This window comes from Rhizobium sp. BE258, from assembly GCF_031457345.1.
Taxonomy (GTDB): domain Bacteria; phylum Pseudomonadota; class Alphaproteobacteria; order Rhizobiales; family Rhizobiaceae; genus Rhizobium.
In genome coordinates this window covers 241,723-254,565 of the sequence record NZ_JAVDWL010000001.1, presented here as the reverse complement: position 1 = coordinate 254,565, position 12,843 = coordinate 241,723, and the positions used below count along the sequence as shown (strand labels likewise).

13 protein-coding genes are annotated in these 12,843 nt (G+C 61.5%); 10 read left to right on the top strand and 3 right to left on the bottom strand.

Features of this window, described 5'->3' with window-relative positions; translation table 11 throughout:
- Positions 1–32: 32 nt before the first annotated feature.
- Entirely contained in the window at positions 33–869 is an 837-nt protein-coding gene (locus J2X43_RS01315) for an amidohydrolase (protein ID WP_310290213.1), read from the bottom strand.
- Positions 870–904: 35 nt separating this feature from the next.
- Positions 905–1,690 (bottom strand): IclR family transcriptional regulator, encoded by a 786-nt coding sequence (locus J2X43_RS01310; protein WP_310290211.1) that lies wholly within the window; start codon positions 1,688–1,690, stop codon positions 905–907.
- Between the two features lie 166 nt (positions 1,691–1,856).
- Between J2X43_RS01310 and J2X43_RS01305 the strand changes: the two genes are divergently transcribed.
- From J2X43_RS01305 to J2X43_RS01260, 10 genes are all read left to right on the top strand, one after another.
- Positions 1,857–3,167, top strand: coding sequence for an extracellular solute-binding protein (locus J2X43_RS01305; protein ID WP_310290208.1), 1,311 nt, complete (start codon positions 1,857–1,859; stop codon positions 3,165–3,167).
- Positions 3,168–3,289: 122 nt separating this feature from the next.
- Positions 3,290–4,183 (top strand): carbohydrate ABC transporter permease, encoded by an 894-nt coding sequence (locus J2X43_RS01300; protein ID WP_112516510.1) that lies wholly within the window; start codon positions 3,290–3,292, stop codon positions 4,181–4,183.
- A 2-nt stretch (positions 4,184–4,185) separates the two neighbouring features.
- Positions 4,186–5,052 carry a carbohydrate ABC transporter permease gene (locus J2X43_RS01295; protein WP_112598508.1) on the top strand — a complete coding sequence of 289 codons (867 nt, stop codon included), beginning with the start codon at positions 4,186–4,188 and terminating at the stop codon, positions 5,050–5,052.
- 6 nt (positions 5,053–5,058) lie between these two features.
- Entirely contained in the window at positions 5,059–6,156 is a 1,098-nt protein-coding gene (locus J2X43_RS01290) for a sn-glycerol-3-phosphate ABC transporter ATP-binding protein UgpC (RefSeq protein WP_310290203.1), read from the top strand.
- A 14-nt stretch (positions 6,157–6,170) separates the two neighbouring features.
- On the top strand, positions 6,171–7,283 hold the full coding sequence (locus tag J2X43_RS01285) for a mandelate racemase/muconate lactonizing enzyme family protein (protein WP_310290201.1): 1,113 nt from the start codon (positions 6,171–6,173) through the stop codon (positions 7,281–7,283).
- Positions 7,284–7,294: 11 nt separating this feature from the next.
- Complete coding sequence (locus tag J2X43_RS01280) at positions 7,295–7,624, top strand: L-rhamnose mutarotase (protein ID WP_310290198.1); 330 nt, start codon at positions 7,295–7,297, stop codon at positions 7,622–7,624.
- The gene (locus tag J2X43_RS01275) at positions 7,617–8,696 is read left to right on the top strand and encodes a Gfo/Idh/MocA family oxidoreductase (protein ID WP_310290196.1); all 1,080 of its coding nucleotides are present in this window, start codon (positions 7,617–7,619) and stop codon (positions 8,694–8,696) included. The genes J2X43_RS01280 and J2X43_RS01275 overlap by 8 nt, the downstream gene beginning before the upstream one ends.
- A gap of 4 nt (positions 8,697–8,700) precedes the next feature.
- Complete coding sequence (locus J2X43_RS01270; protein WP_112388948.1) at positions 8,701–9,156, top strand: MaoC/PaaZ C-terminal domain-containing protein; 456 nt, start codon at positions 8,701–8,703, stop codon at positions 9,154–9,156.
- Positions 9,157–9,160: 4 nt separating this feature from the next.
- The gene (locus J2X43_RS01265) at positions 9,161–9,895 is read left to right on the top strand and encodes an SDR family oxidoreductase (protein WP_112388949.1); all 735 of its coding nucleotides are present in this window, start codon (positions 9,161–9,163) and stop codon (positions 9,893–9,895) included.
- Between the two features lie 30 nt (positions 9,896–9,925).
- Complete coding sequence (locus J2X43_RS01260) at positions 9,926–10,771, top strand: fumarylacetoacetate hydrolase family protein (RefSeq protein WP_112388950.1); 846 nt, start codon at positions 9,926–9,928, stop codon at positions 10,769–10,771.
- 53 nt (positions 10,772–10,824) lie between these two features.
- Here J2X43_RS01260 and J2X43_RS01255 read toward each other — a convergent pair whose 3' ends face one another.
- Positions 10,825–12,723: an ABC transporter ATP-binding protein gene (locus J2X43_RS01255; RefSeq protein ID WP_112538736.1), complete on the bottom strand. Its 1,899-nt coding sequence runs from the start codon at positions 12,721–12,723 to the stop codon at positions 10,825–10,827.
- Positions 12,724–12,843 lie beyond the last annotated feature (120 nt).

Here is a 12,843-nt window from a genome sequence, read left to right as displayed (position 1 = left end):
TCTGGGATGAGAGCGCCAGGGCGAGCCTGCTATCAGAGATTCCAGAGCCGTTTCGCATTGGCGGAGAAGACCTTTGTTCGCTCCGCTTCGCTGCTGCCTGCAAACAGCGCGTGCGTGGTCGCACCCCAGGTGGAAAGCCCGCCGCCCAGCGTGCAGACGGGCCAGTCGCTGCCCCAGACGAGGCGGTCCCAGCCGAAACTCGCCGTCACCTGCTCGATATAGGGCCGAAGGGTCTCGACATCCCAGGTCTCTGCATCGGCATAGGCCACGACGCCCGATACCTTGCAGACGACGTTCGGCCGCCTGGAGACCTCGCGAATGCCGTCCTTCCAGACGTCGAAGGCGCCGCTGCTGATCGCCGGAACACCGCAATGATCGAGGACGAACTGAACCTCGGGTGCGAGGTCGATGAGCGCCAAAACCCGGTTCATCTGATGCGGTAGAGCGCAGATATCGAAGGTCAGCCGCGAGCCGGACATGCGCCTGATGTTCTCGCGAAACACTGCACCCTCTGAAAGTTCGTCAGGAACGACGTGCAGCACCCGGCGAAAGCCTTTGACGAAGGGATCAGCCGTCTGCCGTTCGAGATAGCCGGCAAAGCTCTCGTCCTCAGGACGGCAGGCGGCGATGGCGCCGCGGATCAGCTGGCCGCTGGTGTCCGAAAGATCCCTGACCACATCGGTTTCGCGCTGCATCTCCCCGGCATCGACATCCACCTCCATGTGAAGCGCCGCATCGATGCCGCAGCGGCGGGCTTCTGCCGCATAGCTATTATAGAGGAAATCCCTGTCCAGAGCCGGGACGCCGGAGAGCCAGGGATAGGTCAGTTTCGACCTGTCGATCAGGTGCAGATGGGTATCGATAAGCAAAGCGTCCTCCGCGTTTTGCGATGAATGGAACGCGCTCAGGGCGCGACGTTGACGTCCGATCCGACCAACAGCGACAATTGCTCGGCGGTCTTCTGCAGGTGAGTGATCGTCCGGGTGATGTCGGGCGCGCTGGGCGCATTAACCAGCGCGATATAGGGGCAGGTCAGGGCGGCAATGCCCCGGCCATCGGGGCCCATGATCGGCGCGGAAAGGTTATAGACGCCGGCCGTCTGGGCGCTGGCCATCATCTCGTATCCCCGCTCGCGGATATGATCGAGCCTTTCGTAAAAGTCAGGCGTCAGGCGGGGATCGTCCTTGCTGCGGACGTGCTCCGAGATCATCAGTTCACGCTCTTCGGCATCTCGGAAGGCCAGAAGCACATGGCCGGAGCCGGTGTCGAAAAGGTTCACATGCGAGCCGACGCGGATCGAGATGCCCCAGTAATCAGGCGCTTCCTGCTGGGCGATGACCACGGCATATCCGCGGTCGAAAACGGCAAGATGATTGGCCTGGCGGGTCTTTTGCGCAAGATCGCGCATCAGCGGCGTTGCGAAGGATGCCAGGCGCCTTGTCGGCGCGTGAAGCTGCGACAGGCCGAAAAGCTTGAGCGTGAGCGCGAAGCGGTCGCCCTCCAGCTTGGTGACGTAGCCGCGGCGCACCAGGCGGTCGAGCATCCGGTAGAATTCGTTCGGGCTGCGATCGAGCCGCTTCGATATCTCGGCCTGCGTCAGGCCGTCCTCGACGCTGGCGAGCAGTTCCAGAATATCGAGACCCTTGTCGAGCGCGGGCGCGCGGTAACGGTCTGCGTCGTCCATGTCCATGTGCGATCTCCCATGAATGATAGTTGCATATACGCAGATGAACCATTCGAGAAGGGAAAGTTCCGCTTGACGCCGGAACTTTCTTGTCGTTTGTATATAAACATAAAACTCATATGTGAGGAGAGTCGGCGAACTCATCAAGATCGCCGTTGTGGAGGAGAGGAATATGAAAAGATTGCTAGCCAGCCTCGCGGCTGGAATTTCGCTGTTTGCATGCTCTGCCAATGCTGCGGACCTGCCCGGCAAGTTCGAAGGCGTGACGATCGATGCCAAGCTGATCGGCGGACAGCAGTACGAGCCGCTCTACGGACGCATTGCCGAATGGGAAAAGGCGACCGGCGCCAAGGTCAACGTGCTCTCGAAGAAGAACTATTTCGAGCTCGACAAGGAAATGAAGTCGGATATCGCGTCCGGCGATATCAAGTGGTGCGTCGGTTCCAACCACTCGTCCTTCGCGCCGATCTACGAAGGCCTCTACACCGATCTGAAGCCGCTTCTGCCCGCGGAAGAAATCGCCAAATTTGTCGACTCTACGATCTCGGCTTCGACGATCGACGACAAGCTGGTGATGCTGCCGCGCGCCCAGTTCGACGTTTCGGCGCTGTATTACCAGAAGAGCCTTTACACCGACGAAGCCAAGAAGAAGGCCTTCAAGGAAAAGTACGGCTACGATCTGACGCCGCCGGACACCTGGAAGCAGGTTTCGGATCAGGCGATCTTCTTCGCCAATCCGCCGAATTTCTTCGGCACGCAGTTCCCCGGCAAGGAAGAAGCGATCAACGGACGCTTCTTTGAAATGCTGGTCGCCGAAGGCGGCGAATATCTCGACAAGGACGGCAAGCCTGCGTTCAACTCCGAAGCCGGTGTTCGTGCGCTCGACTGGTTCGTCAACATGTACAAGGCGAAGGCCGTTCCGGCCGGCACCACCAACTATCTCTGGGACGACCTCGGCGCGGGCTTTGCGTCCGGCACCGTGGCGCTCGATCTCGACTGGCCGGGCTGGGCCGCCTATTTCAACGACCCGAAGAACTCCAAGATTGCCGGTAATGTCGGCGTGATCGTCCAGCCTGCCGGTTCGTCCGGCAAGCGGACCGGCTGGTCCGGTCACCACGGCTTCTCGGTCACCGAAGCCTGCGAACATAAGGATGCTGCGGCCTCGCTCGTCTGGTTCCTCACCAACGAGGACTCGCAGAAGATCGAAGCGGCAAACGGCACGCTGCCGACCCGCAAGGCTGTCTGGGATTGGGATATCCAGCAGGCTGCCAGCGATCCTTACAAGAAGGAAGCCCTCGGCGCCTTCCAGGAAGCCATGAAGCACGCCTTCCCGGTTCCGCGCACGCCTGAGTGGATTGAGATTTCCAACGCGGTCTATCCGGAGCTGCAGTCGGCCATCCTCGGCGACAAGACCTCCAAGGAAGCGCTCGATGCGGCTGCCGAAAAGGCAACCGGCATCCTCAAGGACGCCGGCGCCCTCTAATCCTGTCATAACAGGTCCCGCATCCGGCAACGGGTGCGGGGCCTCATTTTTGGAAGACCGGAACGCTTCCCGCGCTCCCTCTTGCGGTCCCGGCGCCCTATCAGGTGTGGACAGGTCACTCGATGTTGAAAAAAATTCCGACGCCCATTCTTCTGCTCCTGCCGGCGATCGTCGTGCTGGTCGCAGTCGTCCTGGTTCCCTTGCTGCTTTCGCTTTATTCCAGTTTCACGCCATTCCGCCTGACCCGGCCGCAGACGCTCTATGTCTTCGTCGGCCTGCGCAACTACGTGCGCATCCTGACCGATCCCGTTTTCCTCGCCGCCTTCGTCCGCACCGTCGTGCTTCTGACCATTGCGCTCAATCTGGAAATGCTGCTCGGCCTTGGCCTGGCGCTGCTCGTCAACAAGGCGACGATGGGTCAGCGCGTGCTGCGCACGCTGATGATGTTTCCGATGATGTTCTCGCCCGTGCTCGTCGGCTTCCAGTTCAAGTTCATGTTCAACGACAATGTCGGGTTGATCAACAATGCGCTGCAGGCGCTCGGACTGACCGACAATGCGATCCCGTGGCTGATCGACGGCAATCTGGCGCTGTTCTCGATCGTCGTCGCCGAGGTCTGGTCATCGACGTCGGTCTTCGCGATCCTGATCCTCTCGGGCCTGCTCGCCATGCCGCAGGAGCCGGTCGAGGCGGCCCGCGTCGATGGCTGCACGCCGCTTCAGACCTTCCGCTATGTCATCTGGCCGTTCCTGATGCCCTTCGCCTTCATCGCCATGACCATCCGCTCGCTCGACGTCGCGCGCGCCTATGACATCGTCAAGATCATGACCGATGGCGGCCCGGCGCGGCGCACGGAACTGCTCTGGACACTGGTCGGCCGCACCGCCTATGCCGATGCGCAGATGGGCCTTGCCAACGCCATGGCCTATGTCTCGATCATCCTGTCGATCGGCTTCACCGTCTATTTCTTCCGGAAGCTGGCGCTCGCCCGCACCCAAATCGGCGCGGAGTGGTAATCATGGATCGCAACGCTCAACAACGTCTGCGCCGCCGTATCGGCCAGGTTTTCTATCTCGTCGGCCTGTTTCTGGCGATGCTCATCATCTGCCTGCCGGGCTTCTGGATCGTCCTCAGCTCGCTGCGTCCGCCGGTCGAGATCATGGCCAAGCCGCCGGTCTGGATTCCCAACGAACTGTCGCTCGATGCTTACAGAGCCATGTTCTCGGGCATCGGCAAGGGCGGCATTCCGATCTGGGACTACTTCCGCAACTCGCTGATCATCTCGATCACTTCGACCGTCATCGCGCTGGTGATCGGCATGTCCGGTGGCTATGCCTTCGCGCGCTTCCGCTTTGCCGGCAAGTCGGCAACTTTCCTCGGCCTGATGCTGACGCGCTCCGTTCCTGGTATCGCGCTCTCGCTGCCGCTCTTCATCGTCTATTCGCGCATCGGCATCATCGATACGCATTTCGGGTTGATCCTGACCTATGTGGCGCTCAACGTGCCCTTCACGATCTGGCTGATCGACGGCTTCTTCCGGCAGGTGCCGAAGGATCTGGCGGAAGCCGCGCAGATCGACGGCTGCACGCGCTGGCAGGCGTTCTGGAAGGTCGAGTTTCCGCTGGCCGGTCCCGGCATTGCGTCGGCAGGTATCTTCGCCTTCCTCACCTGCTGGAACGAATATGCGCTGGCCTCGCAGCTGACGCGCTCTGTCAATTCGAAGACACTCCCAGTCGGGCTCCTCGACTATACGGCGGAATTCACCATCGACTGGCGCGGCATGTGTGCGCTTGCGGTCGTGATGATCGTTCCGGCGCTGGCGCTCACCTTCATCATTCAGAAGCATCTCGTGTCCGGCCTGACATTCGGCGCGGTCAAAGGTTGATTTCCCATGGCTCAGGTCTCTCTTAAAAAACTCGTCAAGCGCTACGGCGCCCTCGAAATCGTCCACGGTATCGATCTCGATATTGCCGACAAGGAATTCATCGCCCTCGTCGGTCCCTCCGGCTGTGGCAAGTCCACGACCTTGCGCATGGTCGCAGGCCTCGAGCCGATTTCCGGCGGCGATATCGAGATTGGCGGACGCGTCGTCAACGATCTGCCGCCGCGCGACCGCAACATCTCGATGGTGTTCCAGTCCTATGCCCTTTATCCGCACATGAGCGTGCGCGAGAACATGGGCTTCTCGCTGAAGATTGCCAAGGTTCCGCAGCCCGAGATCGACCAGCGCGTCAACGAGGCGGCCGCCATTCTCAGCCTTGAAGCGCTGATGGACCGGCGGCCAGCGCAGCTTTCCGGCGGCCAGCGGCAGCGCGTCGCCATGGGTCGCGCCATCGTTCGCAACCCCGAGGTCTTCCTGTTCGACGAGCCGCTGTCCAACCTCGACGCGAAGCTGCGCACGCAGATGCGCACCGAGATCAAGAAGCTGCACGCCAAGGTCCAGGCGACGGTCATCTACGTCACCCACGACCAGGTTGAGGCAATGACGCTGGCCGACCGGATCGTCATCATGCGCGATGGCTATATCGAGCAGGTCGGAACGCCCGACGAGGTGTTCAAGCGCCCGGCGACCCGCTTCGTCGCAGGCTTCATCGGCTCGCCGCCGATGAATATCCTCGATGCCACCGTCGATGGCGACAGCATCGTCTTCGCCAATGGCGATCGCCTTCCGCTGCCGCCGAAGTTCAGGAATGCCGTCACGCATGGGCAGAAGGTCACTTTCGGTCTGCGCCCTGATGACCTGTTCCCGACCGGCCACGGCCTGGTCTCGGACAGCACATCTGCGGTTCGTGAGATCAGCCTGCCCGTTGTCATCACCGAGCCGCTCGGCAACGAGACGCTGGTTTTCGTCGAATTCGCCGGCCGCGAATGGGTGGCGCGCATGCTGAACCCGAGGGCGCTGGCAACCGGTGAGCAGATCAGGATGAGCTTCGATCTGTCACAGGCGCATCTGTTTGCCGCCGACACCGGCAAGACACTGGCGATCTGAGAGGGGAGAGAGACATGGCCCGCATCGAGAAAATTGACATCCGGATGGTCGACCTTGCTCCCAAGGTCAAACGCACCGACGCCATCCAGAGTTTCGTCAGCCAGGAAACGCCGATCGTCACGATCACGGATTCCGACGGCGCGACGGGGATTGGGTACAGCTACACGATCGGCACCGGCGGATCGTCGATCATGCGGCTGCTGTCGGATCATCTCGTTCCGCTGCTGATCGGGGAGGATGCCGATTGCATCGAGGCGATCTGGCGCAAGATGGAGTTCGCGACCCACGCCACGACGATCGGCGCGATCACCGCGCTGGCGCTTGCCGCCGTCGATACCGCGCTTTGGGATCTCAGAGCGAAAAAGCAGGGCCTGCCGCTCTGGAAGCTGGCGGGTGGCGCCAAGGACAGCTGCCCGCTCTACACCACCGAAGGCGGCTGGCTGCATATCGAGAAGGAAGCGCTGGTCGAAGATGCGCTTCTCGCAAAGTCGAAGGGCTTTTCCGGCTCCAAGGTGAAGATCGGCAAGCCGCATGGCTCGGAGGATTATGCACGTCTGTCGGCTGTGCGTGCTGCGGTCGGCGATGGCTTCGAGATCATGACCGATTGCAATCAGGGCTTTATGGTCGATGAGGTGATCCGCCGTGCCGCCCGGTTGAAGGAGCTCGATCTCGCCTGGATCGAAGAGCCGCTCCCCGCCGACGATCTCGACGGCCATATCCGCCTGTCGCGCTCGACCACCACGCCGATCGCCGTCGGCGAGTCGATCTATTCGATACGGCATTTCCGCGAATATATGCAGAAGGGCGCCTGCTCGATCGTCCAGGTCGATGTCGCCCGCATCGGCGGCATCACGCCCTGGCTCAAGGTCGCCCATGCGGCAGAAGCCTTCGACATTCCGGTTTGCCCGCATTTCCTGATGGAGCTGCATGTCAGCCTCGTCTGCGCGGTGCAAAATGGCAAATATGTCGAATACATTCCCCAGCTCGACCAGTTGACCACCAAGGGTATGGAAATCCGCGACGGCCGGGCGATTGCCCCGTCCGAACCGGGCCTCGGCATCAGCTGGGATTGGCAGGCGATCGAGGAGCGGTCGATCAAGGAATTCACCCGAGAGTTTCGCGGCTGAGGAGACGGGCCATGCAGCGTATGGGAATGGTTGTCGGGCTGAAGCCCGAGAAGATCGCCGAGTACAAGCGTCTGCACGCCGCCGTCTGGCCGGAGATCCTGGCGCTGATCTCGGAATGCAACATCTGCAACTATTCGATCTTCCTGAAAGAGCCGGAAAATCTGCTCTTCGGCTATTGGGAATATACCGGCAGCGACTTTGCGGCCGATATGGCGAAGATGGCCGATCACCCGAAGAACAAGGAATGGTGGGCCGTCTGCATGCCGCAGCAACAGCCGCTGGAAACGCGCAAGCCCGGCGAATGGTGGGCGACGATGGAGGAGGTCTTCCATCATGACTGAAGTCTTCGATCCCAATCGTCTGCAGCAATCCTGGCCGCGTCCGGCCAAGCCGCGCCCGATCGTTATCTTCGGCGCGGGCAGCATTGTCGGCGACGCCCATCTGCCGGCGTACATGAAGGCCGGATTCCCGGTCGCCGGGATCTTCGATCCCGATCTCGCCAAGGCCAGCGCGCTGGCAGAGCAATGGCGCACGAAAGCCTTTGCCTCCGAGAGCGAAGCACTGCAAACCGAAGGCGCGATCTTCGATCTCGCCACGCCACCCGCGGCCCATGCCGCCATCCTGTCTAAACTGCCGGAGGGCTCCTTTGCTTTGCTGCAGAAGCCGATGGGCAGCAATCTCGATGAGGCGACCGAGATCCTGAGGCTGTGCCGCGCCCGCGGCATCAAGGCTGCGGTCAATTTCCAGCTGCGCTTCGCGCCGATGATGCTGGCGTTGAAAGATGCGATCGCCAAGGGTCATCTTGGCGAGGTCGTCGATTTCGATGCCTGGCTGGCGCTGGCGACCCCCTGGGGGCTCTGGCCATTCCTGAAGGGCCTGCCGCGCATCGAGATCGCCATGCATTCGATCCACTATCTCGATGTCGTCAGGGACCTGCTCGGCAATCCGCTCGGCGTTCACGCCAAGACCATCGGCCATCCGAACCATGACGTGGCGCAGACCCGCACGGCTGCGATCCTCGACTATGGCGATCGCATCCGCTGCGCCCTGTCGATCAACCACGACCACGATTTCGGCCGCCGCTTCCAGGCTTGCGAGTTCCGGATATCGGGGACGAACGGGGCCGCCTACCTGAAGCTTGGAGTCAATCTCGACTATCCACGCGGCGAGCCGGACGAGCTCTGGATTAAGACGGAGGGCGCCAGCGACTGGGTCTCCGTGCCGCTCGAAGGCACATGGTTCCCCGATGCCTTCGCCAACCGCATGGCGAACCTCCAGCGCTTCGCTTCGGGCGAAGACGACAGGCTCGTGGGCGCCGTCGAGGACGGCTGGCAGACCATGGCGCTGGTCGAAGCAGCCTATCAATCGAGTGCCAGCCCGGCGACCCCGCTCAGCCCGCTGCCGAAGGAATAGACCGATGTCGGAACAGATCATCCATTTTGAAGACTACGCACTGAACGCGTCGCGCACGACGATCGGCCGCACGATTACCGAGACGGATTTCGTCGTCCATGCCGGGCATACCGGCGATTTCTTTCCGCATCACATGGACGCCGAATTCGCCAAGACGCTGCCGGGCGGCCAGCGTATCGCCCATGGCACGATGGTCTTCTCGATCGGTATCGGCCTAACGGCGACGCTCATCAACCCCGTCGCCTTTTCCTACGGCTACGACCGGCTGCGCTTCGTCCGCCCGGTCCATATCGGAGACACGATCCGTACACGGGTGACCATCTCAGCCAAGGAAGACGATCCGAAGCGGCCGGATATGGGCCGCGTCGTCGAGCGCTGCGAGGTTTTGAACCAGCGCAATGAAGTGGTGCTGGCCGCAGACCATATCCTGCTCGTCGAGCGCCAACAGAAACAGGGATAAGATCATGTCACAGGATTTGACCGGCAAGACCGTTCTGATCACCGCCGCAGGGCAGGGGATTGGCCGCGCTTCGGCGATCGCCTTTCAGCAGGCTGGTGCCATCGTACATGCCACAGACATCAACACCGATGCACTGGCGCAGCTGACTGCCGAAACCGGGATTGCGACCCACAAGCTGAACGTTCTCGACGAAGCCGCCGTCAATGCGCTGGTCTCAGAGATCGGCCAGATCGACGTGCTCTTCAATTGCGCCGGCTTCGTCCATGCCGGTTCAATCCTCGAGATGAAGGACGCCGATCTGGAGTTTGCCCTCGATCTCAACGTCAAGGCGATGATCCGCACCATCCGCGCCGTGCTGCCCGGCATGCTGGAGCGCAAGGACGGCTCGATCATCAACATGGCCTCCGTTGCATCCAGCATCAAGGGCGTGCCGAACCGCTTCGCATACGGCGTCACCAAGGCTGCCGTCATCGGTCTCACGAAGTCTGTTGCTGCCGATTATGTGGCGCAGGGCATCCGCTGCAACGCCATCTGCCCCGGCACGGTCGAGAGCCCGTCGCTGCAGGATCGCATGAAGGCGCAGGGCGATTACGAGACGGCGCGCGCCGCCTTCATCTCGCGCCAGCCGATGGGCCGTCTGGGCTCACCCGAAGAGATCGCCGAACTCGCCGTCTATCTCGCCGGCGCCACCTATACCTCAGGTCAGGCCTACGCCATCGACGGCGGCTGGACCATCTGACCTTCGAACCGACACAGGAATGGAATCCGCATGAAATTTCTTCGTTACGGTGAAGCCGGCCAGGAAAAGCCCGGCCTTCTCGATGCCGGCGGCAAGATCCGCGATCTCTCCGGCCAGCTTGGCGATCTCGCCGGAGCGGCCCTGAACCCCGATCGTCTCGCCGAATTGTCGCGGCTCGACACCAGCACGCTGCCGGTTGTCGAGGGAACACCGCGGCTCGGCCCCTGCGTTGCCGGTACCGGCAAGTTCATCTGCATCGGTCTCAACTATTCCGACCACGCTGCCGAGACCGGTGCGACGGTTCCCCCCGAACCGATCATCTTCATGAAGGCCACCTCGGCGATTGTCGGCCCCAATGATGATCTCGTCATCCCGCGCGGCTCGGAGAAGACCGATTGGGAAGTCGAGCTCGGCATCGTCATCGGCAAGACGGCGAAATATGTCAGCGAAGCCGATGCGCTCGACTATGTTGCCGGCTACTGCACGATCCACGATGTCTCCGAACGCGCCTTCCAGATCGAGCGCTCTGGCCAGTGGACCAAGGGCAAGTCCTGCGACACGTTCGGCCCGACCGGTCCCTGGCTCGTCACCAAGGACGAGGTGCCTGATCCGCAAGGCCTGAAGATGTGGCTGAAGGTCAACGGTGAAACCATGCAGAACGGCTCCAGCAATACCATGGTCTTCGGCGCCGCCTATCTGGTCTCCTATCTCAGCCAGTTCATGTCGCTGCATCCCGGTGACATCATCTCGACCGGTACGCCGCCGGGCGTCGGCATGGGCATGAAGCCGCCGCGCTATCTGAAACCAGGCGATATCGTCGAGCTCGGCATCGAAAAGCTCGGCAACCAGCGGCAGGCCGTCAGGGCGGATATCTGATAGCTCCATGGTGCTGATGGGCACGAGGCAGGCGACGCCATGCTTCGTGCCTTTTATGTCGCCGAGCTGCCTGATGCCGTCTCTTCGAGCACGTCTTCGGGAATATCGTCGAAAGACGCGTAGTTGAGATTATAGAGCCGGGAATAGAGCTTCCCGTTCTTCATCAGTTCACTGTGATTGCCGCTTTCAATCAGCTCGCCGTTCTGCAGCACGATGATGCGGTCGGCTTCGCGGATCGTCGCGAGACGGTGGGCGATGACGAGACCGGTGCGGTTTTCCAGCAGCTTCACCAGGGCCTTCTGGATCAGCATTTCGGTATAGCTGTCGATATTGGCCGTCGCCTCGTCGAGAACGAGGATCTTCGCATCGGCGACGAGCGCGCGGGCGAAGGACAGAAGCTGCCTTTGCCCGAGCGAGAGATTGCCGCCGCGCTCACCGAGAATGCTGTCATAGCCTTCTGCCAGCCGCATGATGAAATCATGCGCACCGACGGCCTTGGCCGCCTCGATCACCTGTTCGCGGGTGGCATTTGTCTTGTGATAGCGAATGTTTTCAAAGACGCTGCCCGTGAAGAGGAAAGGCTCCTGCAGAACCATGGCGATCTGGTCGCCGAGTGAATCCTGCGTCAGATCCCGCACGTCATTGCCGCCGACGAGCACCTGGCCCTGCTGCACATCGTAGAAGCGATGGATCAACGACATGCAGCTCGATTTGCCAGAGCCTGTCGGTCCGACGAGCGCAACCGTTTCGCCCGGATTGACGCGGAAACTCACATGCTTCAGCACCGGATGCTTCGGGTTGTAGCCGAAGACCACGTCGCGGAATTCGACCGAGCCGTCCATATCTCGCGAAAGCACCTTGGCATCGGGGGCGTCCTGGATGTCGACGGGAACGTCCAGCACCTCTGTCAGCCGCTGGCCGGAGGCCATGGCGCGCTGCATCACCGAATATTGCAGCGTCAGCGAACGGATCGGGTCGAAGAAGCGCTGGATATAAAAGAGGAAGGCGACGAGCACGCCGACGTCAAGCGCCTGGTTCAGGACACGTGCCCCGCCGACGACGATGACGAGGGCCATAGCAACGCCCGTCAGGCTGTCGACGATCGGGACCATCACCTGCGCATAGCGCGCTGCCGTTAGATGGGTGAGAAGGTTGGCATGGGCCTTGTCGTCATAGAGCGTGAAATTCACACTCTGGCGGTCCATGCTCTGGACTGCGCGCACGCCATGGATCGCCTCGGCCAGCGCGCCGTTCGCCACCGAGTTCGTTTCATGTGCTGCCATGAACGACTTGCGCGCCAGCGGCAGCCAGAAGAGGCGGACGACGAAGAGCACCGGCAGGGCCGACAGCGTCAGCAATCCGAGCTTGAAATCGAGATACAGCATCACGAAGACGATGCCGAAGAGCAGGAAGATATCGCCGACGGACAGGACCGACGTTTCGAGAAACTCCTGCATCGAGTTGACGTCGCCCTGCAGCCGCGACATCAGGCGGCCCACTTCGGTCTTGTCCATGAAGGAGAGCGAGACGCGCTGCAGATGCGAGAACATCGCCTTGCGCATATCGAAGAGCACGTTTTCGGCCACCCCGCCCACCAGCGTCTCTTGCGCATAGCTGGCAGCATAATTGACGAGGATGGCACAGAGGAAGGCAAGGATCGACCAGGTGAGCGCGTTGGAACTGCCGCCCTGCCGCATGCCGTGGTCGATGGCGTAGCGGATGATCAGCGGGATCAGCAGCTGCATGGCCGTGAAGGTCAGCACCGCCACGACGGACCAGATGATCTTGTCCTTGTAGGGATCGACGAAGGTCCAGATGCGCTTGACGATGTTGCCGTCGAAGGCGGTACCGAACATCTCTTCTTCGATTCGGTGCGAACCGACCACCGCCCGCGGCGGCCGTCTGCCGTCTTCGCGCGGATCAGGGCGCTCGGTTTCCATTTCCTCGGCCATGCCATTCCTCCCGCGGCCATTTCTCGTTCCATGGCCGGCATATTGGTTCTTTTCCCTTCTCCCCAGCGGGGAGAAGGTGGCCCGAAGGGTCGGATGAGGGGGACGCACTCACAAACTCGC